The sequence below is a fragment of the Sorangium sp. So ce381 genome (assembly GCF_051473845.1).
Lineage (GTDB): Bacteria > Myxococcota_A > Polyangia > Polyangiales > Polyangiaceae > Sorangium > Sorangium atrum.
Map to the genome: position 1 here is coordinate 10576324 of NZ_CP150336.1, position 24112 is coordinate 10600435.

A 24112-nucleotide genomic window follows, 5' to 3' on the forward strand; every position below is an offset into this window, starting at 1 on the left:
TCTGCTAGCCCCCGGCGGCGAGGAGGACGGCCATGGCGCCGTCGACGACCACGCGCTCTCCCGCCGTCACGCCCGCCGTGATCCCGATCGCGCCGGCGGACTTCGGCCCGATCGCGACCGCGCGCAGCTCGAACCCCTCGGGGCCGGTCTTCACGACGACCGTGGGCGTGCCGCTGCGATCGAGCAGCGCCGAACCCGGGACCACGACGCTCTCGACGGGCGCGCTCCCTGCCATGCTGATGTTGACGAGCGCGCCGACGCGCGCGCGCCGGTCCTTGTTGTCGAACTCGAAGAGCGCCTGGACGGTGCGGGTCGCCGGGTCGACAAGCGACGCGACGGCGAGGCGTCTGGCCTCGAAGCGCGCTGCGGGATCCGTGACGAGCGTCACCTCCGCGCGATCGCCCGCGAGGCGCGCTGCGTCCGCCTCCGGGATGCGCACGTCGACCCAGAGCGTCGCGAGATCGACGACGCGCCAGAGCTCGGTCCCCTCCGCGACCTGGGCGCCCGGGCTCACGCGGCCGGAGACCACCGTGCCGTCGATCGTCGCGCTGAGCCTCTGCGCGCCCGCCCCGCCCGAGAGCACCCCGACGTCCGCCCGGGCGCGCGCGACCTCGGCCCTGGCGACTTCCACGTCAACCTCGGCGGCCTGGATGTCCTTTTCGGCGACGATCCCCTTGAGCTCGCGGCGTCGTGCGAGCTCGCGTTCGGCCAGGCCGAGTCGCGCCTCGGCGGCGGCGACCCGGGACGCGGCGTCGCTGCGCGACAGCCCGAGCTGCGCGCTCTCCGCGCCGCCCAGGCTCGGCCGGAGCGTCGCGAGGAGCTGCCCCTTCTTCACGTCGTCGCCGAGCCGGAGGAAGCCGCCCTCGGGCGGGAAGAGGCGGCCGGACGTCGGGGCCACGACGGCGAGCTCGCCCGCGGGGCGCGCGACCACGGCGCCGATCTGCCCGAGGCTCGTGGCCAGCGCGCCGCGCTTCGCGCGCTCGGTGCGCAGCCCGAGCAGGAACTGGGTCTCGATCGGCACCCGGGCCACGTTCGGGTCTGCCGCGGCGCTGGCTGCGGGCTTTGCGGGCGCGCTGTGGTCCTCGCCGCCGTGCGCGTCGGCGCGCTCCCCGAGGCCCGTGACCGCGAGGGCCGAGGCGAGGGCGAGCGCGGCGGTGATGGACAGGGATCGGGCGCGGCTCACGAGGCCCCCTGCGGGAGCGCGGAGGGATCCTCGGGGCGACGGGTAGCGGCGGGCGGCTTCCGCCTCGAGCGACGCCCGAGCGCATACCCGATCCCGCCGCTGAGCACGGCCAGCGCTCCTGCGGCCGCCGCCAGACCGCCGAGGGGCACCTCTCGTCCCGGCGTCGTCCCGGTCGGCGCGGCGGCGGGCTCGATGGCGCCGAAGCGCAGATCCCCGACGAGCACGAGGTCGAAGGCGTCCCCGGCCTCGACCGACACGACCCCGTTGGCCGTTGCTCCTTCCGGGGCCGCGGGGAGCGCGACCTCATAAACGCCGGCGGCTGCCGTCTTCCCCGCGTCCGCGGCGAACGTCAGCCCTCCCTTCAGCTCGAGGCGGACACGCGCGCCTTCGACCGGCGCGCTGGAGTCGGCCCGAGCGACGTAGAGGCGCGCGGGCAACGGTCCTTCTGCCTTCTTGGCCGGGTACTTGATGACGACCGAGAACACCGCCGTTTCCCCGGACACGACGTGCTCTGTCCCGGTGCTCGCGGCGGTCGGCGCGGCGGGCGCCGCATGATCCTCGCCGCCGTGCGCGGAGGCGCGCGGGGCCGACGTGTAGATGGCAAGCGCCACGGCGCAGGCGAGGTGCTTCTTGTGCATCACGGTTCTTCTCCGAGCGCGCGGGACAGCTCCGCGCGGGCTTTCAGGTAGGCGGCGCGCGCCTCGAGGATCTGGACGCGCGCGCGGGCGACGCGCTCGGCGCGGGCGAGGGTGTCGAACAGATCGATCTGCCCTGCTGCGTAGCCCTTCTCGACCATCGCCTGCGCCTCGTCGAGCCGGGGAGCGATGGCCTGCCACCGCGCGAGGGCCGCCCAGCTCGCGTCAACCGCGGACTTCGCGCGTGTGACCGCTGCGCTGATCTGCCTGGCAGCGATCGCGCCCCGCTCGCTGGCGGAGCTCGCGTCGGCGAGCGCGCGGGCTCGCTCGGCCTGGTTCCGGTCGAAGAACGGCAGCGGCACGGAGAGCGTGATCTGAAGCTGCGTGCGCTCGTGCCGGACAGCGGTCGCCCCGTCCGGGCTCGGCAGCGCCGCGTCGCGCCCCTCCCGCTGGACCTCGACCCCGAGGCCCAGGGTGGGCTCCGGGAGCGCGCCGCGTGCGGCGAACGCGCGCCGTGCCTCGGCCTCTCCCGTCCGAGCCCGCCAGAGCCCAACCTCGGGCCGGCGGCGGAGCGCGGCGGCCACGAGCACGTCGCGGCCGCGGGCGTCTGGCGGCCGGACCGGCGCCTCCGCGACGCGGAGGGACGAGGGCTCCGCGGCGGCGATGAGCACCCCTAGCCGCGCCTGCGCGCGCGCGAGCTCGGCCTTCGCGCCGGCGAGCTCGGTCGTCGCACCGGCGCTCTCGGCGCTGGCCAGGATCGCGTCGAGATCCGACCGCTCACCGGCGCGGGAGGCCGCCGCGGTGCCAGCGGCAATGCGCTCGAAAACCCGGTCGAGCTCGGTCCAGACGGCGAGCACGCGCTGCGCTCGCTCGAGCTCGATGAACGCCTCGGCCGCCTCGGCGAGCCCGTCGAGCTTCAGCACCGCCCCCTCCAGCTCCGCGACGGCGACCTTCTGCTGGCCGGCGCGCGCCGCTGTGGCCGCGACCCCGACGACGTCGAGCCCTTGCTCGATGCCGACCGAGAAGGTCCGGTCCTCCGGGTGTCCGAACGGGGCGCCGAGATCGACGCCCCCCCTGAGCACGGGGTTCGTGCGGGGCCAGCGCCCCGCGCTGACGGCCTCCGCGCGTGCAGCGCGCGCGCCCTGCTTCGCCTCCACGGTCGCGGGGGACCGCGCGGCGGCGCGCGCCTTCACCTGGGCCCACGTCAGCGTCTCGCCGCGGGCGCCCGACGCGGGCACGAGCGTCAGCGTTGCAGCGAGGGCCGCGAACATCGCGCATCGGGTCCGGTGCGGCCGCCGGATCGTCATCTCAGTGCCCCTCGTGCCCCGTATGGCCGTCGTGTCCCTCGTGGCCGTCGTGCCCCGCCCCCGCAGGACCCTCGAGGTGGAACGCGAGCCGGAGCGAGGTCGCGGTCCCTCCGGCCGGCGTGATGCTGAGCACCCCATCCACGTGGTCCTGCTTGACCGGATCGATCTTGCCCCGCAGCACATCGGCCTTCTCGTCGTAGGCGAGCTGGGTCTCCTTCGCTCCCGCGACGACGGGGCGGAGGCTCGCCGTGACGCCCTTCGCGGAGCGAGGCTTCTCGGCCGAATCCAGCATCCAGACCGTGACGTCGCCGGTCTTCTCGAGCTTCACCTCGACATGACCCCCTGCGAGCGACTGGACGACGCCGCCATGCGGCGAGCCGTGGGCATGGTCGCCGGCCGGATGGTCGGTGGGCGCGTCGGCGAAGGCCGCCGTCCCGCTGGCCGGCACCGTGAGCGTCATCTTCATGGGCGCGCCGCGGACCTTCAGGTCCCATGTGTAATCCCCGTTGTCCGGCGCCGGGCCCTTGGCCGAGAGCGAGCCCTTCGCCTCGTTCGGCGCGAGCGTCAGGATCTGCTTCTCCCCCTTGCCCTTGGGCTCGATCGTGATGGTGCCGGTGACGTCCTTCGGCGGGATCGGCGTCCGGACCGCGTCGCTGACGTAGAGATCGATGGCGCCGTCGGCCCCGACCACGACCTCGACGTGGTTGTCGCCCTCCATCGTGACCAGGCCTCCGTGGCGAGGGTTGTGATCCGCGTGGGGGCGCGTGCTCGCGGCTCGGTCCTGGGGCGTCGGCGCAGGGGGCGGCGCCGCGGCCGGAGCCTGCGTCGGGGCGGCCTGTTCGTGATCGTGGCCAGGTGTCTCCTTCGTGGAGCAGGCCACAAGCGGGATCGAGACGAGCAGAGAGAGAAGGATTTGGCGCATCGTGCTTTCCTGGAGCCGAGGTTCTTGCCCTGGCGAGCACGGGCCTGAGCAATGAGCGCGCCATGCGGTCGCGCGCCGGGATCCCGGGTTTCTGCGCGGCGTCCGGTCCTCGCGGTGACCTCGACGGTCACGATCCTGTGACCGCTTCGGTCACAAACTGTCCCCCCGCCGGGGCGGGTACCGCGTCGGCCGGGCCTGATCGGCGGCTCATCACGCCAGTCAGCGCTCGATTGCGGCCCCGGTACGCGGCTTGCGAGGATGCGCCCGTCCATGGCTCCGCCTCCCGCTCCACAGCGCCCGTATCGACTCCGCCGCCGGCTGCTCCTGGTCATCAGCGTCCTCGTCGCCCTGGTCGCCGTGAGCGGCGTCGCCACCGTGCTCACGGGCCTCGCGTCCCGTCGCGCGATCCTGGAGGCCCACGACCTCGAGGTGGCCTCCCGCCGGGCTGCGCTCCTCAGCGTCACCGCGCGCGAGCAGTACATCCACGAGGCCCACACGATCATCCTGCGCGACCGGTCCCACGTCGCGCACCACGACGCCTGGGTGAGCGAGCTCGGCGCGAAGCTCGCCGAGCTACGCCCCGGCCTCGACGCCGAGACGGCCACGAAGCTCGACGACATCGGGAAGGCGAGCCGCGAGCTCAGCCAGCTCTTCTCCACGGCCATCCTCCCCGCCATCGATCGGCAGGACTGGCACGAGGTCCACCACGCGCACGACCGCGCGAACGCGCTCGTCGACCGGATGACGGAGCATGCGGACAGCCTGGCGCGCCACTTCGACGAGCGCGCCATGGCCGCGGAGCGCCGGGCCGAGCAGTTCATCCGGTTCGCTTTGATCCTCGCGACGGCCGTCTGCGCGCTCGCCGCGGCGCTCGCCTTGATCGCCGGGCGCAAGCTCTGGCGCTCCTTCTCGACCCCGCTCTCCTCGCTCGAGCGCGTCGCCGGGCGCGTCACCGCTGGAGATCGCAGCGCCCGCGTCGAGCCGGTGGCGGCCGTGGAGCTCGTGGCGGTCGCCGACGCGTTCAACCGCATGCTGGACGCGCTGTCGCGCACCGAAGCCGAGCTGGTCGCCTCGGAGCGGCTCGCGGCGATCGGCCGCGTCGCCGCGGGCGTCGCGCACGAGATCAACAACCCCATCGCCGTGATCCGCGGCTACGTGAAGACGATGGCGAAGGAGGCGGAGAAGCCCGAGCTCCGCGAGGAGCTCTCGATCCTCGACGAGGAAGCGGCGGCCTGCCAGCGGATCGCGGAGGAGCTGCTCATGTACGCGCGCTCTCCGATCCTCTCGCCGCGCCCCGTGCAGGCCGAGGAGCTCCTCAGGGACGCGGCCTCGCACTGCGACGGCGGGCCGGGGCGGCGCGACCAGGTCCCGCTCGTGGACGCCGAGCCGTCCTTCATCAACGTGGATCCGCTCCGCATCCGGCAGGTGATCGTCAACCTCGTGACCAACGCGCGCGAGGCGACCTCTGGAACCTCGGAAGGTGACGAGATCGTCGTGCGCGGAAGGCAGCAGGACGATGGCTACCGGATCGAGGTCCTGGACCGGGGAGCCGGTATTCCCGAGGAGGCGCGCGAGCGCCTCTTCGAGCCGTTCTTCACGACCCGCCGCGACGGCACCGGCCTCGGCCTCGCGGTCTGCTATGGTCTCGTGACCGCACACGGCGGGAGCATCCGGGCGGAGCCCAGATCAGGCGGCGGGTCCCAGTTCGTGATCGACTTGCCGGGCGTCCTCATCGAAGAAGCAAGGGAGAGCCAAGAGCGCGCATGAAGCCGACAGTGCTCGTCGTCGACGACAAGGCGAACATGCTGGCGCTCCTCTCGAAGGTGCTCGGCAAGAGCGCCAAGGTCCTGACGGCGCGGGGCGTGCGAACGGCGCTCCAGATCCTTGAAACCGAGCCGGTCACAACCGTCGTCTGCGATCTGCGCATGAACGATGGGGACGGCCTCGAGGTGCTCCGGGCGGTGCGCGCGCGCTGGCCCGGAGTGCCCTTCATCCTGATGACCGCGTATGCGTCGGTCCCGACCGCGGTCCAGGCCATGCGCGAGGGCGCCTATGACTACGTGACGAAGCCGTTCGACCCGGACGAGCTGCGCGCGTTGGTCGAGCGGGCCATGGCGCAAGCCGTGGTGCTGAAGGGCGCGCAGGACGCGCAGGACGCACAGGGCTTTGCGGGCATGACGGGGCGTTCACCCGCCATGCGGGCGCTCTACCAGCTCATCGAGCGCGTGGCGCCGACGGACGCGACCGTGCTCATCCTGGGCGAGACGGGCACCGGGAAGGAGCTCGTGGCGCGTGCGATCCATGAGCACTCGTCCCGCGCGTCGCACCGCCCGATTGCCGTCAACTGCGCGGCCATCCCCCGTTCGCTCATCGAGAGCGAGCTGTTCGGCCACGCGCGCGGCTCGTTCACGGGCGCGGCCACGGACCGCGCGGGCCTCTTCGAGGAGGCGCACGGGAGCACGCTGTTTCTTGATGAGCTCGGTGAGCTCAGGCCGACCGTGCAAGCGAAATTGACGCGCGTGCTCGAGGAGCGCGCGGTCCGGCGCATCGGAGAGGCGCGCGAACGCAAGATCGACGTCCGGCTGATCGCCGCGACGCACCGGGACCTCCGGGCGATGGTGAAGACGGGCGCCTTCCGCGAGGATCTCTGGTTCCGCCTGAACGTCTGCGTCATCGAGCTGCCCCCGCTACGGGAGCGCGCGGACGACATCCCGCTCCTCGCACAGCGCTTCCTCGCGGAGCGTGCCCCGCAGTCGCGCTCCAATGCGACGCGCTTCTCCGCGGCGGCGATGAGCGCGCTCCAGACCTACCGCTGGCCGGGCAACGCGCGCGAGCTCAAGAGCGCGGTGGAGCGCGCGGTGGTGATCGAGACGTCGGGCGAGATCCGCCTGGAGTCGCTCCCGCCCGAGGTACAGGGGGCGAGCCCGCTCAGGCTGACGAGCGCGAGCGACGTCGATCTCGCGCAGCTCTCGTACCGTGAAGCTGTCGACGCCTCCCGCGAGGAGACGAACCGGCGCTACCTCGAGGCCGTCATGCGCCGGTTCCAGGGTGACGTCACACAGGCCGCCGCGCACGCGGGCGTGGAGCGGGAGAGCTTCTACCGGCTGCTGCGGCGCTGTGGGCTCTCCGCGGATGACTTCCGGGAGGAGCGCCGGGGCGCGGCAGACGGTACGAAGAACTGAGCTCAGCAGCGCCCAGCGGCGCTGGCTCACCCAGCCAGGACGAGCGCCCGAAGCATTGACCGCGGCACGACAGGGCAGAGGCGGGTCATGCGGAGCGCTACATGCCAGCACGCACAGGCCAGGGATGAACGCCGCCTACGAGTTCAGCGGCCGGCGACATGAAGAAGCCTTGGGATCGAGCGACCGGACGTCGGCTGTATGGCGCTCCGGCGGTGGGACGAGGCGTGTTCGTTCCGACGGTGTGACCAGGACGATTCCGCTGGAGCTCTTGTACATGTGACCGGATCGGATACACTTCAGCGGTTCCGATCGAAATCACGGTCACAGCAAGGAGACTCAACCATGGCGCGCTCTACGTTCGCTTATCTCGCTGCGCTCGGTATTGCTGCTGCTCTCGCCGCCTGTGGTGACTCGAGCACGGAGGATGCTTCCAGTACCACGACCGCGGGGGCGGGTGGGATGGGCGGAATGGGCGGGATGGATGGTGCGGGCGGCAGCACGAGCGCCACCGGCGGCGGTGGGGGAGAGACCGCGGCCCCGGAGGCGCCGGTCCTCGAGATGGTGATGCCGATGGACGGCGTGCTCCACGTCGAGTGGTCGACGCCCGCTCCCTGCGACGAGATCGAGGGCGAGCGCAAGGACACCATGCATGAGTACGAGGTTGCCTTCACGGTCGCCGGTACGAAGACGAGCCGCATGGACGCAGGTGCCTTCGAGGATCTCGAGTACACCTACCGGCTCCGCTGCAAGGTCGGCGAAGTCTACTCCGACTACTCGAACGAGATGTCCGGGAACCCCACCGAGGAGTAGCCACCCGATGAGGTTCCCCCTTCTTGTTCGGCTGAGCTCCGCGCTGCTGATCGTGGCGGCCAGCTGTGGTGGATCGGACGAAAAGGGCTCGGGCTCTCAGGGGGACATCCCTCCCGCTGATGCCTGGGTCGAACCTGCGCCCGTGACGGACACGAACCCCGATCCGACGATCGTGGAGGTCGATCTCGAGGCAGGAGAGGCAGAGAAGAGCTTCCTCGAGGGTAAGACCACCGCGGTCCTGGCCTACAACGGCACGGTCCCCGGACCGCTGATCGAGGCGAACGTGGGCGACACGCTGATCGTCCACTTCAAGAACAGCCTGCCGGAGGAGACGACGATCCACTGGCACGGCATCCGGCTGCCAAACGACATGGACGGCGCGCCGGCGGTGCAGCGACCGATCGCGGCCGGGGACACCTTCACCTATCGGTTCACGCTGCGGGACGCGGGGTTCTTCTGGTTCCACCCGCACGTGATGGAAGAGGAGCAGATCCGAAAGGGCCTCTTCGGCGTGATCCGGGTGCGCGGCCAGGACGAGCCCGGGGTGGACGACGAGAAGATCGTCGTGCTGAGCGACGCGCTTCTCAAGGAGGACGGGCGCTTCGACGACGAAGTCGATGACGACATGATCATGCTCGGCCGCGAGGGCAACGTGCTGCTCGTCAACGGCAGGACGATGCCCTCGCTCGAGCTCGAGCCGGGCGCGCTGACGCGGCTCCGGATCGTCAACGTCGCGAACGGCCGCTTCTTCAACCTCGCGCTTCCCAATCACACGTTCCGCGTGATCGGCACGGATGGCGGGCTGATCCCGAAGCCGTACGACGCCGAGCGGCTGCTGGTCGCGCCGGGCGAGCGCTACGACGTGCTCCTGATCGGCCAGGGGGAGCCGGGGGCGGAGATCGTCCTGACCAACGAGGCCTATGCGCGCGGGCACGACACCGGGGAGGCGGCGCCGATGCCGCTCGCCACGGTGCGCATCGGCGAAGGACCCGCGCTCTCCGGTCGCACGCTGCCGGACTCGGGCCCCGCGATCGAGCGGCTGCCCGGGGGGGCGGCGGACACGACGATCACGTTCGATGAGAGGTATATCCAGGGAGTGCTCAAGTTCCTCGTCGATGGCAACGCCTACCCGGATGTGCCGCCGATCGAGGTGGAGCGCGGCTCGACGCACGTCTTCGATCTGAAGAACGACGCAGAGATGGACCACCCGTTCCATCTGCACGGCTTCTTCTTCCAGGTCCTGGCCAGGGACGGCGTCCCCGTGGCCGAAGACGCGCTCGCCAACAAGGACACGCTGATCCTGCCTCAGCTGTCGACGACCACGGTCGTGGCCCGCTTCGACGAGCCCGGTGACTGGATGTACCACTGCCACATCCTCGAGCACGCCGCGCGCGGGATGATGGGCGAGCTCGTCGTCAGCCCCTGAGGCCGACGAGGGTACCCGGGAGCGTCCGGTGTAAGCCGGAATGTAAGAAGTCCGAGCCTCGAGCGTCGGCGGGCAGGGAGCCGAACCATGAACCACGATCATCACCACGAGCATGGCCACCCTCGTCCCGCCGGCCTCGAGCGGACGAAGGACCTGGCTCTCGAGCCGATCGAGCCGGTCCAGGCGGCGACGCGCGTCGAGTACGTCTGCCCGATGCACCCCGAGGTCGTGCGCACGGAGCCGGGCTCCTGCCCGATCTGCGGGATGGCCCTCGAGCCGCGCACGGTGACGCTCGATGACGCGCCGAACCCGGAGCTCGCGGACATGTCCCGCCGCTTCTGGACCAGCGTCCCGCTGAGCCTCGTCGTCCTCGTGCTGGGGATGTCCGAGATGCTCCCGGGCCAGCCGGTGCAGCACCTCCTCGGCCGATGGCTCGTCTGGCTCGAGCTCGCCCTCGCCACGCCCGTGGTGCTCTGGTGTGGCGCTCCGTTCTTCGAGCGCGGGTGGGCCTCGATCAAGAGCCGGCACCTCAACATGTTCACCCTGATCGCCATCGGCACAGGGGCCGCCTACGCGTACAGCGTCGTGGCGACGCTGGCGCCGGGGATCTTCCCCGACGCGCTGCGCCACGGCGGCGCAGTTCCGGTCTACTTCGAGGCGGCGAGCGTCATCGTCTCTCTCGTGTTGCTCGGCCAGGTCCTCGAGCTCCGCGCCCGCAGCCGGACGAGCAGCGCGCTCAAGGCGCTCCTCGGCCTCGCCCCCAAGACCGCCAGGCGTATCGGCGCGGACGGCCGCGAAGAGGACGTCGCTCTCGAGCTCGTGCAGCCAGGCGACCGGCTGCGCGTGCGGCCGGGAGAGAAGGTGCCTGTCGACGGCGAGGTCCTCGAGGGGAGCAGCGCGGTCGACGAGTCGATGGTCACGGGCGAGCCCATCCCGGTCGAGAAGACGCCCGGCGCCCGCGTGGTCGGCGGCACCGTCAACGGCACAGGCGGCTTCGTGATGCGGGCCGATCGCGTCGGGCGCGACACCCTGCTCGCCCGGATCGTCCAGATGGTGGGTGAGGCCCAGCGCAGCCGCGCGCCCATCCAGCGCCTCGCGGACGCCGTCGCCGCGTACTTCGTGCCCGCCGTGATCGCGATCGCGGCGCTGACCTTCGTGGTCTGGCTGCTCGTCGGGCCGGAGCCGCGGTTCTCGCACGCGCTCGTCAACGCGGTGGCTGTGCTCATCATCGCCTGCCCGTGCGCGCTCGGCCTCGCCACACCGATATCGATCATGGTCGGGACGGGGCGCGGCGCGACGGCCGGTATCCTGATCAAGAACGCAGAGGCGCTCGAGACCTTCGAGAAGGTCGACACCCTCGTCGTCGACAAGACCGGCACGCTCACCGAGGGCAAGCCGAAGCTCGCCTCCATGGCGACGCTGGGCGACCTCCCGCCGAACGAGATCCTCAGGCTCGCGGCGAGCCTGGAGCGCGGGAGCGAGCACCCGCTCGCGAGCGCGATCGTCGCGGGGGCCCTCGAGCAGGAGCTCGAGCTCCTGCCGGCAGAAGGGTTCCGGTCGATCACGGGCAAGGGCGTGGTGGGCACGGTGGCCGGGCGCTCGGTCGCGCTCGGCAACCTCAAGCTCTTCGAGGAGCTCGGTATCCCGCCGGACGATCTCCCGCGTCGAGCCGAGGAGCGCCGACAAGAGGGCCAGACGGCGATGCTCGTGGCGGTGGATGGCAAGGCGGCCGGCATCGTCGGCGTGGCCGACCCGGTGCGTGCCTCGACCAGCGAGGCCGTCCGTCTCCTCCGCGAGGAGGGCATTCGCCTCATCATGCTCACCGGCGACAGCCGCACGACCGCGGAGGCGGTCGCCAGGAAGCTCGGCATCGAGCACGTCGAGGCCGAGGTGCTGCCCGACCAGAAGGCCGCGGTCGTGAAGCGCCTCCAGGCCGAAGGCCGCATCGTGGCGATGACGGGCGACGGTATCAACGACGCGCCCGCGCTCGCCCAGGCGCACGTCGGCGTCGCCATGGGCACCGGGACCGACGTCGCCATCGAGAGCGCCGGGATCACGCTCGTGCGCGGCGATCTCCGCGGTCTCCTGCGCGCGCGGAAGCTCAGCCGGGCGACGATGCGCAACATTCGGCAAAACCTGTTCTTTGCGTTCGTCTACAACGCGCTCGGCGTGCCGGTCGCGGCGGGCGTCCTCTATCCCGTCCTCGGGCTGCTCCTTAGCCCCATGATCGCCAGCGCCGCGATGAGCCTGAGCTCGGTGTCGGTCATCGGCAATGCCCTCCGGCTGCGCCGGGTCGAGCTCTGATCGAGCCGCCGACGTCGGCGCTCCGACACCTCACAGAACCCGGCGCCGGCCGGGCCCTTGCAGAGCAGGCATGCACCCGTGTGACGCGCACCCGCCCGAGTTGCGGCCGGTCGGCGGACGGACAGGAAGAGCTGCTAGATCTGCGCGGCGCCGGGCTTCTCAGCGCCCTGGAATGCCTGCCGACTGGCAACGTCTCCACGTACGGATAGGTCAGCGTCGGAACGGCAGGGCCAGCACCCGCCAGAACTGCTGCGACGGTGGATAGCCCGCGGAGCTGTCGACGCCCAGGCGGCGCGGGGCCGCGTCCGGCCGGTACACGAATGTCCCGAAGACCAGATCCCACAGCGGAAGTACGGTCCCGAAGTTCCGGGCCTGGTCGATGTCGGCGCTGTGATGGTAGCGGTGCAGCTCGGTGCCGATGAACGCGTAATTCAGGAACCCGGCGCGGATGTCGACGTTGAAGTGCGATACCATCGTCTGGAGATCGATGAGCACCATCGCCGCGAAGACGGCCTGCGGCGACAGCCCCAAGATCAGCAGGGTCGACTGGATCAGCACCGCCGAGATGAGCGCGTTGAGGGGGTGAAACACGCCGTGCATCACCACGTACACGCGATCCGGAAGGTGATGGGCCAGGTGGACCTTCCACAAGAAGCGCCCCAGGGCGCCGTTGCCCTCGTGGCTGAGGCGGTGGAACCAGTACTGCAGCAGCTCGAAGACCACGAGGAAGATCGCCACGCTGGAGAGCACGGAGGCACTGGCGAGCGGGCCCTGATGCCGCTCGCTGAGCCACAGGGCCAGGGTGCCGAAGCCGGTCCGCACCACCGCGATGGTGACGCCCGAGGCCAGCAGGTACTTGAGGTCGCGCCAGAAGCTCTGGCGGGTCATGCCCCAGTCTGGCGACAGCGGCAGCAGGCGCTCGACGGTGATGAGCAAGACGATCAGGCCGAAGAGGTAGCCCCACAGGGCGCGCCTCAGGTCCCAGCCCTGCGCCACGGCGGCGTAGATGATGTACAAGGTCACCGCCAGCAGCAGCGGGTACAGCAGGCGGCTCGTCATCCAGATCAGCGTTCCTCGCATGCGATGGATGCTGAGGTCGGGCGCCTGTTCCACCTAGCGACACGGACCGCGGATTGAACGTTAATGAACAAGAGCGCGAAAAAGTCCGGAAACGAGGACAGGGACGGGGACGGCGACAGGACGCGGGCCGCCGGCAAGATCGCGGATCGGCGCGTGCAGAAGACCCGGAAGCTGCTCTCGGACGCCCTGGTCTCGCTGATCCTGGAGAAGGGCTATGATGAGGTGTCCATCCAGGACATCATCGATCGAGCCAACGTCGGGCGGTCCACGTTCTACTCGCACTACGAGAACAAGGAGCAGCTGCTGCTGTTCGGGCACGAGCACCTGCGAGCGCTGTTCCTGCGGGATGCGGGACGTCCGCTCGACTTCCTGCCGTTTTACCGCCACCTCGCCGAGATGCACGAGCTGGTGCGCAAGCTCCTGTCCGCGGAGAAGAGCGAGCGGGTGCTGACGCGCTCCCTGGAGGACATCCTTCAGGGCAGCATCTGCCGCCTGTACGCTCCGCGGCTGGCGCCGGAGGAGGGGGCCCTGTTCATGCTCCGCTCCGAGGCGGCGGCGGCGGCGCTGGTGCGGTTGATGACGAGCTGGATCCACAAGGGAATGCCGTGCTCACCGGAGCGGATGGCGGAGGAGAGCACGGCGCTGCTGCAGCGGGTCCTCGCGTACGAGCGGGCCGCGGCGAGCGGACGGACGCGGAAGGAGTGAGGCGCAACCGCGCCCTCGGCGGCGAAACAGGCGGAAGCTACGGAGATCAAACCTGTTCCGGCGACCGTTCGTCATCGACCGGGGTTTCCGGCGGGATCCCTGGAGGAGCTCATCAGGGCTCGCCATACAGCTCCGCCGCCCCCGCCTTGTCGAGCGACGTCAGCACGTAGTCGCCCCCGTTGGTGCCCTCGCACCGGCTCTCCGCGTTGTAGTGCATCACCGACCCCGGATCATAAGGCGTGAGCGCCCGCCAGCCGGGGCGTTCGGTGCAGGCGCCGTTGCCCTCCGGCCGGGTGTGCTCGTGCCGGAAGCCGAGGACGTGCCCGAGCTCGTGCCGGAGGACCCCGGTCAGGGTCTTCGAGGCGGAGCGAGCGACGTTCTCCAGATCGATGAAGACCTCGTGATACCCCCGCGCGACCATGCTCGGAAGGAAAGCCCGCCCGTTGTACGTGGTGCCGCTGGCGGGGACCACCTCGAACAGCACGGGATGCTCCCCGGACTCGCAGGCCTCGTCCTGGTCGGACTCGTAGACGAAGCGCACGGCGGCGGCGCTCGCCCAGCTGGACTCGGCCGACCGCGCCGCGGCGACCACCGCGTCGTGATCGTCGCCGAAGCGCGGAGAGACGCAATACGTCAGGTTCATCTTCTCCTCGTCGCTCCAGCGGTCATCGCTCCCGTCGTCGCGCGTGTTGACGATGAGCGCCCCCGCTTGCTGGCGCTCGGCGGAGAGCTCCTTCAGGGTCACGTCGTCGTGGACGCCGATGTCGCCGTCGACGAGATAAGCGCCGTCGTTCGGATCGCGCGGGAGGCTGGCCTTCCATTCATCGAAGAGCTGGTAAGTATCACCGACGGGCTCGCCCGCATCGGGCGACGGGTCGGCGACGCAGCCCGCCGCCGCGAGGACGGAGGAGGCGGACAAAACGAGGAGAGAACGGTGAATAGATGGAGGGATGATCATGGTGAGCTCCTTGCTCGGGCCGATCCTTGTCAACTACCCATGACTCCGCAAGCGCCCTGCCAGGGCTTCAAGGCCGCCGCGAGGACGAAAGTCCCCGTGCCAGGTTCGATCGCCCCGAGGGAGGAGCGAAGCGGCCGCCTCGTTGTGCCTTCCACGGTCACAGACGATCTGTCATGCGGCGTCAGTTTTCGTCGATCGAAGCACGGCTCGGCGCCCCTGAGTTGTGACCTGTGGGGTCACGGCGCGGTGACCGTAGGGGTCACCGGGACGGCCGCAGCGCGCCCCCTGGTGAATGCCGAGGCTGGCCGACGTCCTCGCGCGCCCGCTCGGGTGCCGGCTGAACACGAGTGCTGCCAATCAGCAGGACGAGCCCTGCGATGAACAGCGCGATCGCGCCGTACTGGCCGGGCGTCAGGCCGGCGTAGCGCACGTCGACGATACGGAGGAAATCGAGCAGAAACCGGACGGGCGCGTACAGCACGGCCAGGAGCCACGCGAAGAAGCCCGGCGGCCGCGATCTCTGCCCCAGCGCCGCGATCACCGCCGTGACGGGGATCATGTACAGCACCTCCTCGAGGCCGAGGTCGTGCCATATGAGCCCATCCGTGTACTGCTGGCCGAGGAAGAAGGTCGTGACCTTGCCGGGATGATCGAAGGCCAGGAAACAGCCGAGCCGATCCACGGTCCAGCCGAACGGGAGGGCGAAGGCGATGGCGTCCACAGAGCGCCACGCAGGGCCCCCGAGCCGGGCGCGGTGACGAATGCGACCAGAACGCCGAATGAATAGACGTGCAGCGGGCCGAGCTCGAGGGTGGGCTGGAGGGCGCCGTGATGATGGCCATGACGGCCCAGGAGCGGGCCGAGCACGCCGAGATCGAGACGCTCGCCTCCGGCATCATCGAGGCGCAGCAGCGGGAGATCGAGCAGATGAAGGCGTGGCGAGCGGAGTGGTATCCAGAAGAGTAGCAGCCCGCCTGCTCCCGGCGTTCCGGCCTCCAGGCGTCGCCCTGGCCGGTCTCAGGGCACGCTCTGGTGCCCCGCGCCGGCTGCCCCGCCCGGCCGCATCTGCGCGACCTGCTTGCACGCGGCGGCGCAGCGGCGGCATTCGTCGGCGCAGGCCTTCATCTGCGCGTCACCCGTGAACTTGTCACAGCTCTGGGCGCAGAGCTCGCAGATGCTCGCGCACGCGGCCGTGACCTGGTTCTGTTGCGGCGAGCCGCGCATCAGGAACGTCGCGGTCGCCTCGCAGATCTGGGCGCAATCCTGCAAGAGCTGCATGTGGGAAGGCTCCGCGTGCGAGCCTCCCATATGGAGGCAGTACTGGATCGACTGGACGCAGATCGACTCGCAGCTCTGCGTCTCGCCGGCCGTGTTCACGAAAGCCGTGCTCAGAGTGAACGCCTTGTGAGCCATGTGTCCCTCCCTTATTCCGATGATGCTTCTCGATGCCTCGTGAGCTCATCTCGTGCGCGCACAGGATGAGCCCGACTGACAGGGCGAGAGACTTGTCGAATTCACCAGGTCCGTCATGTCAGAGCGCTCCGCATTCGCGGCTCGGATGGAGGCTGAACGAGCGCCGACGCCGCGCATGCGTCGTGCCATTCTGCTTGCCCGTGCGTCTGGGCTGCTCACAGGGCGATGCTTGGAACAGATTTGGGTGGATGGGATTCGAGCGGGGCGATGGGATTGATGTGACCTGTACGGTCACTTTCATCTATCCGGCCGACCAGGTTGTCGCTCTCCGCAGCCGGTGCGCTGGCACGAGCACGCGCTTGCGCCAGCTGGAGGGCTCGCTCACCGTCAGCCAGGGACCGCTTCCGTCCGCTGCTCACCTCTTCGGTGCGACGGCGATGGTGCCCTTGTGATGCCGAGCGCTATCGAGAGAATCGCGTGCGCGATCTTCATGAGAGGATCTCCTTTGAGGTTCTGGGTGGAAGACGCGCGGGTCTCCGCCGCATTACGGTCGGGCGCGGATTTCAGCTCGCGTGCCGGAAACGGCGGAGCCGGAGGGAGCTGAGGAGCACCGAGACGCTCGAAAGGCTCATGGCCGCGCTCGCCAGGACCGGCGACAGGAGCCAGCCGGTCAGCGGGTAGAGCGCGCCGGCGGCGATCGGGATGCCGACCACGTTGTAGATGAACGCCCAGAAGAGGTTCTGGCGGATGGTCCGCAGCGTCGCGCGCGAGAGCCCGAGCGCCGTGGGCAGGGCGGCGATGCCGCCGCGGAGCAGCGCCACGTCGGCCGCGGCGACCGCGATGTCGGTGCCGCTCGCGACCGCGATCCCCACGTGGGCGCCGGCCAGGGCGGGCGCGTCGTTGATGCCGTCGCCGACCATGGCGACGATGCGCCCGCGGTCCCGCTCCTCGCGCACGATGCGCGCCTTGTCTTCGGGGCGGACCTCGGCGAAGACCTCGTCAATCCCGAGCTGCTGCGCCACCGAGCGCGCCGTCGCCTCGCGGTCCCCTGTCACCATGGCGACGCGCACGCCGAGCTGGCGCAACGCGGCGACGGCCTCCTTGGCTTCGGGGGTCGGCAGGTCGGCGACGGCGACCAGGCCGGCGAGGCGGCCCTCGACGGCGACGAACGACGGGGTGTTTCCGTACCGGGCGAGGCCCTGGGCGAGCTCCTCGAGCGGCGTGGCGTCGATCCCGAGCTCGGCGAGGTACCGGGCCGTGCCGATGCACACTTCCCGGCCGTCGATGCGGGCGACCACGCCGCGTCCGGCGTCGGCGCGGAAGTCCTCGGGCGCGCAGAGCGGGAGGTTGCGGGCGCGCGCGCCCTCGACCAGCGCCCTCGCGACCGGGTGCTCGCTGCCGAGCTCCGCTGATCCGACGAGGCGCAGGAGCTCGTCCTCGGAGACCTCGGCCAGCGCCTTCACGGCCGCGAGCTGCGGGCGTCCGGCCGTGAGCGTGCCCGTCTTGTCGACGAGGACGGTATCGACGCGGCTGGCGGCCTCGAGCGCCGTACCGCCCTTCACGAGCACGCCGAGCTCGGCGCCGCGTCCGGTGCCCACGGCCACGGCGGCAGGTGTCGCGAGGCCCAGAGCGCAAGGGCAGGCGATCACGAGGACGGCGACGAACCGCTCGACCGCGGCAGCGAACCCCGCCGCGCTCGGATCCATCGCGACCCAGACGACGAACGCGAGCGTGGCGATGCCGAGGACGACCGGGACGAAGATGCCGCTCACGGTATCGGCGAGGCGCGCGATCGGCGCCTTCGAGCCCTGCGCCTGCTCGACCGCCTCGACGATGTGGGCGAGCGCGGTGTCGGCGCCGGTCTTCGTGATCCGGACCGTGAGCTGCCCGCTCTGGTTCAGCGTGCCGCCGAACACTGCCGCTCCGGTGCTCTTGTCGATGGGGAGGCTCTCGCCCGTGAGCATCGACTCATCGATGGCCGAGGTGCCCGAGACGACCTCGCCGTCGCTCGGCATCCGCTCTCCCGGCCGAACGCGGACGAGATCGCCGGGCGAGAGATCCGCGGCCGGGATCTCCTCTTCCACATCGCCGCGCAGGCGCCGCGCCGTCCTGGGCTGGAGCGCGACGAGCCCACGCACCGCGTCGGTGAGGCGCTTGCGGGCGCGTGTCTCGAGGAGCTTGCCGAGCAGGACGAAGCTGATGATGGCCCCGACGGCCTCGAAGTAGACATGCGGCCGCATGCCGTGCTCGGCGTGGGGAAAGAGCTGCGGGGCGACGACGGCGATCGCGGAATAGACCCATGCGGCGCCGGTGCCGAGGGCCACGAGCGTGTTCATGTCGGCCGCCCGGTGACGGAGCGCGGCCCAGGCGAGCCGGAAGAACCTGCGGCCCGGACCGACGACCACCGCGGTCGCGAGGGCGAGCTGGACGAACCGGCCGATCGTGCCGTCCGCTCCCGGGATGCGGCCGTGCGACATCCCGAGGACGAGCAGCGGGACGGACAGGACGAGCGAGATCACGAAGTCCCGCCAGAGGACGCGCCGCTCGCCGTCGAGGCTCTCCTCGGCGGCGGCTGCTCGATCGGCAGGAGCAACGGTGGGGCTGCCCGGCGCGGCGCTGCTCTCCGGGACGCTGTAGCCCGCGCTCTCGATGGCGGCGACGAGGGTCTTGGTGGACGCGGCCGACGGATCGAACGTGACTGTGGCCGTGCGGGTCACGAGGTTGACCTTCGCGTCGCTGACGCCGGGGATCGCGAGCAAGGCCCGCTCGATGCGCCGGACGCAGGCGGCGCAGGTCATGCCCTCGACAGGCAGATCGATGCGGCAGATGGCGCCGTCGCCGGTGTCCTGGGGGGCGGGAATGGAAACGGATGCGGTCGACATGATCACCTCTCTGTCGACCTGCACAGACGCGGAGCCACCCAGCGTATTACGGCGAGAGCGCTGGAGTCACCGCGCACCTGGCTGCGCGGCCGGCATGTCCGGGGCACAGAGAGCTCCGCACGGCTCCCGACGAACGCGGCGGCTCCTGCGGTGTAATGAACCCCGATGGCGGCGTCTTCAGGGATGAGCGGCCCGCGGGTCGCCGAAAGGAAGACGTCATGAAAGAGACCACGCTCCAGGTGGACGGGATGAGCTGCCCGTCCTGCATTCGCCACATCGACAGCGCGCTGCGCGAGCTCGACGGCGTCGACAAGGTCGACGTGCGCCTGCGCGAGGGCACCGTCGTGGTGCAGCACGACGCCGCGAGCGCGCCCGTGGATGCCCTCGTCGAGGCTGTACGCGGGGCCGGCTACGACGTGCGCCCCCGCGCCGCCTGAACCCCTGCTGCGCCCGGGGCTCGTGACCGGCTGAAGAGGTTCCTGGAGGCGGCCCCGAGCGCTGAGGAGGGCGCCTGGCGCTTTCCGGCCTCGGGGCGACTGAGCGCGGGCGGCGTGAGCCGCGCGCGGCGCTCGTGCCGTAGCTGCCAGGACTGCTGCTCGGCCCCCGCAACGGGCCGAGACCAACGCGTCTCGCTCCTTCCATCTTCCATCGACCATCGACCATCGACCATCGACGCGTCGAAGCGCTGGAAACGCGGCTCAATCAGGATGGTCTCAAGGACGACGAAGATGGGGAATATATCCTCGGTGAACGGCTTGCAGAGCGAGCGGCGACGGCTATTGCTCAGCTCAAGCCGAACGGCGGTGTCCTGGTGAACCGCTACCTGCCGAGTGAAAGGCACCCCTGATGTCGCTGCAATTGGCTCAATCGAAGCTGATCGTCGCCCTCTCGGCCCTCGCCGCCGGTGCCCTCTTCGCCCCTCTCGTGGGGCGCGCCGTGCGCCCCCTGGCGCTCCTCGCCGTCAAGGGCGGCATTGTCGCGCAACGGGAGCTCGTGGGCATCGTGGAGGGGCTCCGCGAGGAGCTGCAGGACATCGTCGCCGAGGCAAAGGCTCAGCTTGGCGATCTGTCCGAGCCGACCTCGGGCGACGACGGGCATGCTCATGACCATGCCCACGCACACCAGCGGGCAGGCGCGTGAGCCTTGCTGGAGCGAGCGCACATCCTCCCAGCACGAAGCGGGACGCTCGCTTGCGTCTGCGCTCCGTCGTCGGGGGGCGGATGCGGTGGGAAGCGCGGGGCCTGAAGAGCAATCCCCGCTATGCCGCCGCCGTCGAGTCCGCGCTGCAGGAAGAAGCGGGCATCGAGGAGGTCCAGGCCAATCCCGTGACGGGGCGCCTGCTCCTGCGCTGCGATCCCGGGCTCACCCCGACCGCTATCCAGGCGAAGCTCTGCGTCGCCCTCTCGTCTCCCCCGCTGGAGGACGACGCCTACCGGCAGTGGCGGGAGGAGCGGGCGGCCACACGCGAGGCGCGCCAGGGAGGCGGGCATCACCAGCACGAGGACCACGAGCACGGGGATCTCGACGCGCAGGTGCGTAACCTCGTCCTCGGCGGCTCTGTCCTCCTCGGCCTCGGCGTCAAGAGGCTCGCGTTCGGCGCCGGCGCGCTGGCGTCGAGTCCGATCGTCGGCGGCATCAACATCGCCGCCACGCTGATCTCGGGGTATCCCTTCCTGAAGGGGTGGTGGCGCTCGATCTCCGGCCAGACGGGGATGAACACCGACACGCTCGTCGGGTCGGCCACGATCGCCAGCCTCCTCCTGCGCGAGAACGTCACCGCGCTGACCGTGCTGTGGCTCCTCAACCTGGGCGAGTACTTGCAGGCGCTGACGTTGAGGCGCACGGAGCGAGCGATCCGCGATCTTCTCGAGATGCCGGACGAGGAGATCTGGCAAGTCCTCGGTGAGCAGGAGGTGCGCCGCCCCGTAGCAGAGCTCCAGCCAGGAGACCTGATCGCGGTCTACGCGGGCAAGCGCATCCCCGTCGACGGCGTCATCGTGGAGGGCCAGGGCACGATCAACGAGGCTCCCATCACCGGCGAGAGCGTGCCCGTGATGAAGGTGCGCGGAGATACCGTCTACGCTGGCACCGTGCTCCTCTCCGGCGGCCTGCGCGCGCGTGTGGAGCGGGTCGGCAGCGATACGGCCGTCGGGCGCCTCATCCAGCGCGTGGAGCAGGCGCGCGAGCTGCAAGCCCCTATCCACACGGTGGGGGAGCGGTTCTCCAGGCGGTTCGTTCCTGCCTCGTTCGCCTTGTCGATCGCGGTCCTCGCCTTGACGGGCGACGCGACCAGGGCGCTGACCATGCTGTTGATCGCATGCCCGTGCGCGGCGGGTCTCGCGACGCCCACCGCGGTGAGCGCGGCGATCGGGAACGGTGCGCGTCGCGGTGTGCTCATCAAGGGCGGCACCCACCTCGAGGCCGCGGCGAAGCTGGATGTGATCGTCTTCGATAAAACGGGGACACTGACGCAGGGAGTTCCCTCCGTGCAGCGGGTGATCTCGCTCGTGGACGACTACACCGCCGAGCAGGTCCTCTCGCTCGCGGCGACCGGCGAGCTGCACTCCCAGCACCCGCTGGCGCTGGCGGTGGTGGGCCACGCGGCGGAGCGTGAGATCACGGTCCAGCCCCACGACGCATGCGAGATCCTTGTCGGGCGGGGGATGCGCGCGGACTGGCAGAACAACATCGTGCTGGTGGGCAACCGCCGGCTCATGCAGCAGTTCGACATCGCGGTGTCTGCCGAGGCCGAGGCCCTTTACGCGGAGCACGCGGCCGAGGGCGAGACCGAGATGTACGTGGCCCACCAGGGTCGCCTCGTCGGGCTGATCGGCGTGCGCGACAAGCTCCGTCCGGACGTGGCGTCGTCGCTGGCGCAGCTCCGCCGGGAGGGCGTGCAGCGGATCGCCATGTTGACGGGTGATATCGAGGAGTCAGCCCGCGCGGTCGCCGGCGCGGCGGGGCTCACGGAGTGGCGTGCCCAGCTGCTGCCCGAGCAGAAGTACGAGTGGATCCGCGACCTGAAGGCGGCGGGGCTCCACGTCGCGATGGTGGGCGATGGCATCAATGACGCGCCGGCGCTCGCGCTGGCCGACGTCGGTATCGCCATGGGCACGGCCGGCTCCGATGTCGCGATCGAAGCGGCGGACATCGCGCTGGCGGCCGACAACATCGCCGGCGTCGTCACGACGCTGCGGCTCAGCCGCCAGGCGCTCGACGTCATCCGCCAGAACTACGGCATCGCGCTGGGCGTCAACGCAGGGGGCCTGGTGGTCGGGGCGATGGGGGCGCTCAACCCGTTCATCGCGGCGGTGCTCCACAACCTGAGCACGCTCCTCGTCGTGTTCAACTCGGCGCGCCTCATCGGTTACGAGCCGACGCTCCCCGCCGGCGCGAGCGCGGCCACCGCGCGACCGAGGCGCGCGTCGCGGAGGAGCGCGAGGCCCGCGCCCGGTCCGCCGGACGCGGAGCGCGGCGCCCCGTGCGTGCCTCGCAGCGCGCCGGCTACCGCAGGGTCCTGAGCGCCGGTCGCGTGGCTGCGGCCCGCGTGCTGGGGGCGTGCTGCTCAGGCCCGCACCGCGATGGCTGGCATCCGGGCGGATCGGCCACTGCCCGGCGGTTCTGCCGGCTCGATATCCTCTGTCTCGCCGCGCATCTCCCGATCCGTACGGTTTTGGTCTTCCTGTGTCGGCCTTTTGCGGCAACACATGCACACAGGCCTACGGCACACGCTTCGCTCTCGATGCATGGCTGGATCGCGCTGGGAACCAAGACCACTCCAGGGCGACAGAGGAGAAGTCGATGAGCAAGTGGATCATGGGAGCTGCAACGATGATGGCTGCCCTGGCAACGGGGTGCGCCGTCGAAGCCGGGGATGCGGACGATGGTGACGCGGACCAGGCGGGTCTCGAGGCGTCGGGACCGACGTCGGAGCAGTACGGTGAGGAGAGGGACGGAAGCGGGTTGACCGCGGCGAGCGGGGCGCGCAGCTGGTACGGGCGTCCAGGCGGAGGCTGCAGGCCGAGCTACCCCGGTCGCCGGCCCTGGGGAAACGGCTACAACGCCCCTTGGGGCTGGGGCGGTGGTTACTGGGGTGGCGGTGGCCGCCCGCCCTTCGGTGGTTACTATGGCGGCCGCCCGCCGTATGGGTGTCACGGCGGGAATCCGTGGCGATGGTGACAGGGTGTTCTCCACGCGGGCATCGCCGGATCAACGCTCCTGAGACATGCCTGTCCCGGGCCCATGCTAAGCCAAGCGCGTCCCTGAAGTTCACGCGCCGCCGGCGCTCAGAGGCGAGGCTGCGCGGCGCGCCGGGGGCCGTAGCTGCGCAGCAGCACGAGCGCCGCCAGCAGGACCAGCCCGGCGACACTGAATCCGGACGGCAAGCGTCGCACCCAGGCCTCCTCGTCGATGCCTAGCACCCCGAGCGCCAGGCCGAGCAGCCCTCCTGCGGCCTCGGCGGCGCGGCTCGCGGGCGTCACCGCGCGGCTCGCGATCGCCTCATGAGACACCGCGTGGACGAGGAGCCCTGCGATCGTGGCGAGCACCCAGGGTTCAGCGCTCTCGAAGCGATGCTGGCCGATGAGCCGCGGCGTCAAGGCACCGAGGACGGTGGCGAGCGCAATGCCTGTGAGCGCCGCGCACGTGACGCGTACGCCATCGGCCCCCGCTCTGGCCTCGCGCGTCAGCAGGGAGACCACCATGGCGAGCGGCACCGTGTGCGCCGCGAGGGCCAGCACGACCGGCGTGGACAGCAGCCCGGCCCTGGCGAGCGATGAGACGGCCGCGCCATCGCCAAACTGGTGCACGAGCACCGCCGCGTAGCCCAGCGCGAGCGCCATCCTCGGCGCATGACGGGCACAGTCCTCCCCGACGATGAGGCGCTCCATCACCATCGGCGCCAGCAATCCGGCCGCAGCCGGTAGCAGCGCGCGCCAGCCCAGCTCGCCGAGCGCCTCGGGCAGAAGGTGGAGAAGCGCGATCGACGCCGCGGCGACGACCGCGAATGTCCGTATCGCAGGCATGGCGCCGCTGTCCCAGCCGCGAAGCACCGCCAGGAGCCCGCCCAGTGCGACCGCGAGCACGAGGAGAACGATACCGAGTGTGAGCGACATGAGTGCCCCCCCAGCGCCGATTCATTGTGCATCGCAGCCGGGATGGGAAGCGCGGGACGAGCGCCGATGGCGCCGTGTCAGGAGAGCGCCGTCCGAGGCGTAGACGAGCCGCCCTCGATGGCGGTTGAGCCGGCCTGGTGCCGGTCGGGGCGGAGGAGTATAGGCGCTTGTTCTGGACGGGTCATGAGCAA

Annotated in this window: 20 protein-coding genes; 10 read left to right on the forward strand and 10 right to left on the reverse strand. The window is 70.7% G+C overall.

Annotated elements, in window-relative coordinates:
• Positions 1–4: 4 nt before the first annotated feature.
• The 4 genes from WMF29_RS39675 to WMF29_RS39690 are packed head-to-tail and all read right to left on the reverse strand — an operon-like array spanning position 5 to position 4047.
• Positions 5–1183 carry an efflux RND transporter periplasmic adaptor subunit gene (locus tag WMF29_RS39675; RefSeq protein WP_437325276.1) on the reverse strand — a complete coding sequence of 393 codons (1179 nt, stop codon included), beginning with the start codon at positions 1181–1183 and terminating at the stop codon, positions 5–7.
• A complete protein-coding gene (locus tag WMF29_RS39680) occupies positions 1180–1821 on the reverse strand; it encodes a hypothetical protein (protein WP_437325277.1) in 642 nt (213 codons plus the stop codon). The genes WMF29_RS39675 and WMF29_RS39680 overlap by 4 nt, the downstream gene beginning before the upstream one ends.
• Positions 1821–3125: a TolC family protein gene (locus WMF29_RS39685; protein ID WP_437325278.1), complete on the reverse strand. Its 1305-nt coding sequence runs from the start codon at positions 3123–3125 to the stop codon at positions 1821–1823. Before WMF29_RS39685 ends, WMF29_RS39680 begins: the two co-directional genes overlap by 1 nt.
• Before the next feature lies 1 nt (position 3126).
• Positions 3127–4047: a hypothetical protein gene (locus WMF29_RS39690; protein ID WP_437325279.1), complete on the reverse strand. Its 921-nt coding sequence runs from the start codon at positions 4045–4047 to the stop codon at positions 3127–3129.
• Positions 4048–4317: 270 nt separating this feature from the next.
• Here WMF29_RS39690 and WMF29_RS39695 point away from each other — a divergent pair, with 270 nt between their 5' ends.
• The 5 genes from WMF29_RS39695 to WMF29_RS39715 all read left to right on the forward strand — a co-directional run bounded on the left by WMF29_RS39695 (position 4318) and on the right by WMF29_RS39715 (position 11769).
• A complete protein-coding gene (locus tag WMF29_RS39695; RefSeq protein ID WP_437325280.1) occupies positions 4318–5814 on the forward strand; it encodes a sensor histidine kinase in 1497 nt (498 codons plus the stop codon).
• On the forward strand, positions 5811–7229 hold the full coding sequence (locus tag WMF29_RS39700; protein WP_437325281.1) for a sigma-54-dependent transcriptional regulator: 1419 nt from the start codon (positions 5811–5813) through the stop codon (positions 7227–7229). The genes WMF29_RS39695 and WMF29_RS39700 overlap by 4 nt, the downstream gene beginning before the upstream one ends.
• Before the next feature lie 342 nt (positions 7230–7571).
• The gene (locus WMF29_RS39705; RefSeq protein ID WP_437325282.1) at positions 7572–8039 is read left to right on the forward strand and encodes a hypothetical protein; all 468 of its coding nucleotides are present in this window, start codon (positions 7572–7574) and stop codon (positions 8037–8039) included.
• Between the two features lie 7 nt (positions 8040–8046).
• Positions 8047–9465, forward strand: coding sequence for a multicopper oxidase family protein (locus WMF29_RS39710; protein WP_437325283.1), 1419 nt, complete (start codon positions 8047–8049; stop codon positions 9463–9465).
• An 87-nt stretch (positions 9466–9552) separates the two neighbouring features.
• Positions 9553–11769, forward strand: coding sequence for a copper-transporting P-type ATPase (locus WMF29_RS39715; protein ID WP_437325284.1), 2217 nt, complete (start codon positions 9553–9555; stop codon positions 11767–11769).
• 210 nt (positions 11770–11979) lie between these two features.
• Here the strand turns inward: WMF29_RS39715 and WMF29_RS39720 are convergent, their stop codons facing one another.
• Positions 11980–12882 carry a sterol desaturase family protein gene (locus WMF29_RS39720; protein WP_437325285.1) on the reverse strand — a complete coding sequence of 301 codons (903 nt, stop codon included), beginning with the start codon at positions 12880–12882 and terminating at the stop codon, positions 11980–11982.
• Between the two features lie 30 nt (positions 12883–12912).
• On the opposite strand from WMF29_RS39720, the gene WMF29_RS39725 reads away from it, so the two are divergent.
• On the forward strand, positions 12913–13554 hold the full coding sequence (locus WMF29_RS39725; RefSeq protein WP_437325286.1) for a TetR/AcrR family transcriptional regulator: 642 nt from the start codon (positions 12913–12915) through the stop codon (positions 13552–13554).
• A gap of 112 nt (positions 13555–13666) precedes the next feature.
• Here WMF29_RS39725 and WMF29_RS39730 read toward each other — a convergent pair whose 3' ends face one another.
• A complete protein-coding gene (locus WMF29_RS39730) occupies positions 13667–14512 on the reverse strand; it encodes a hypothetical protein (protein ID WP_437325287.1) in 846 nt (281 codons plus the stop codon).
• 259 nt (positions 14513–14771) lie between these two features.
• Positions 14772–15293: a prolipoprotein diacylglyceryl transferase family protein gene (locus tag WMF29_RS39735; RefSeq protein ID WP_437331214.1), complete on the reverse strand. Its 522-nt coding sequence runs from the start codon at positions 15291–15293 to the stop codon at positions 14772–14774.
• 8 nt (positions 15294–15301) lie between these two features.
• Between WMF29_RS39735 and WMF29_RS39740 the strand changes: the two genes are divergently transcribed.
• The gene (locus tag WMF29_RS39740; protein WP_437325288.1) at positions 15302–15478 is read left to right on the forward strand and encodes a DUF305 domain-containing protein; all 177 of its coding nucleotides are present in this window, start codon (positions 15302–15304) and stop codon (positions 15476–15478) included.
• 51 nt (positions 15479–15529) lie between these two features.
• On the opposite strand, the gene WMF29_RS39745 is transcribed toward WMF29_RS39740, so the two are convergent.
• Positions 15530–15925, reverse strand: coding sequence for a four-helix bundle copper-binding protein (locus tag WMF29_RS39745; protein WP_437325289.1), 396 nt, complete (start codon positions 15923–15925; stop codon positions 15530–15532).
• 563 nt (positions 15926–16488) lie between these two features.
• Entirely contained in the window at positions 16489–18807 is a 2319-nt protein-coding gene (locus tag WMF29_RS39750; protein ID WP_437325290.1) for a heavy metal translocating P-type ATPase, read from the reverse strand.
• A gap of 218 nt (positions 18808–19025) precedes the next feature.
• Here WMF29_RS39750 and WMF29_RS39755 point away from each other — a divergent pair, with 218 nt between their 5' ends.
• From WMF29_RS39755 to WMF29_RS39765, 3 genes are all read left to right on the forward strand, one after another.
• Positions 19026–19244, forward strand: a complete 219-nt coding sequence (locus WMF29_RS39755; RefSeq protein ID WP_437325291.1) for a heavy-metal-associated domain-containing protein — start codon at positions 19026–19028, stop codon at positions 19242–19244.
• A gap of 409 nt (positions 19245–19653) precedes the next feature.
• Positions 19654–19947 (forward strand): hypothetical protein, encoded by a 294-nt coding sequence (locus WMF29_RS39760; RefSeq protein WP_437325292.1) that lies wholly within the window; start codon positions 19654–19656, stop codon positions 19945–19947.
• Between the two features lie 50 nt (positions 19948–19997).
• Positions 19998–22328 (forward strand): heavy metal translocating P-type ATPase, encoded by a 2331-nt coding sequence (locus WMF29_RS39765; RefSeq protein ID WP_437325293.1) that lies wholly within the window; start codon positions 19998–20000, stop codon positions 22326–22328.
• 765 nt (positions 22329–23093) lie between these two features.
• On the opposite strand, the gene WMF29_RS39770 is transcribed toward WMF29_RS39765, so the two are convergent.
• Entirely contained in the window at positions 23094–23921 is an 828-nt protein-coding gene (locus tag WMF29_RS39770) for a hypothetical protein (RefSeq protein WP_437325294.1), read from the reverse strand.
• Between the last annotated feature and the right edge of the window lie 191 nt (positions 23922–24112).

Coding starts and splice junctions, on each gene's coding strand:
- WMF29_RS39770 (WP_437325294.1), bottom strand. CDS start 23,921: ATGTCGCTCACACTCGGTATCGTTCTCCTCGTGCTCGCGGTCGCACTG.
- WMF29_RS39745 (WP_437325289.1), bottom strand. CDS start 15,925: ATGGCTCACAAGGCGTTCACTCTGAGCACGGCTTTCGTGAACACGGCC.
- WMF29_RS39725 (WP_437325286.1), top strand. CDS start 12,913: ATGAACAAGAGCGCGAAAAAGTCCGGAAACGAGGACAGGGACGGGGAC.
- WMF29_RS39760 (WP_437325292.1), top strand. CDS start 19,654: ATGTCGCTGCAATTGGCTCAATCGAAGCTGATCGTCGCCCTCTCGGCC.
- WMF29_RS39705 (WP_437325282.1), top strand. CDS start 7,572: ATGGCGCGCTCTACGTTCGCTTATCTCGCTGCGCTCGGTATTGCTGCT.
- WMF29_RS39715 (WP_437325284.1), top strand. CDS start 9,553: ATGAACCACGATCATCACCACGAGCATGGCCACCCTCGTCCCGCCGGC.
- WMF29_RS39750 (WP_437325290.1), bottom strand. CDS start 18,807: ATGTCGACCGCATCCGTTTCCATTCCCGCCCCCCAGGACACCGGCGAC.
- WMF29_RS39695 (WP_437325280.1), top strand. CDS start 4,318: ATGGCTCCGCCTCCCGCTCCACAGCGCCCGTATCGACTCCGCCGCCGG.
- WMF29_RS39680 (WP_437325277.1), bottom strand. CDS start 1,821: ATGCACAAGAAGCACCTCGCCTGCGCCGTGGCGCTTGCCATCTACACG.
- WMF29_RS39755 (WP_437325291.1), top strand. CDS start 19,026: ATGAAAGAGACCACGCTCCAGGTGGACGGGATGAGCTGCCCGTCCTGC.
- WMF29_RS39730 (WP_437325287.1), bottom strand. CDS start 14,512: ATGATCATCCCTCCATCTATTCACCGTTCTCTCCTCGTTTTGTCCGCC.
- WMF29_RS39685 (WP_437325278.1), bottom strand. CDS start 3,125: ATGACGATCCGGCGGCCGCACCGGACCCGATGCGCGATGTTCGCGGCC.
- WMF29_RS39690 (WP_437325279.1), bottom strand. CDS start 4,047: ATGCGCCAAATCCTTCTCTCTCTGCTCGTCTCGATCCCGCTTGTGGCC.
- WMF29_RS39700 (WP_437325281.1), top strand. CDS start 5,811: ATGAAGCCGACAGTGCTCGTCGTCGACGACAAGGCGAACATGCTGGCG.
- WMF29_RS39710 (WP_437325283.1), top strand. CDS start 8,047: ATGAGGTTCCCCCTTCTTGTTCGGCTGAGCTCCGCGCTGCTGATCGTG.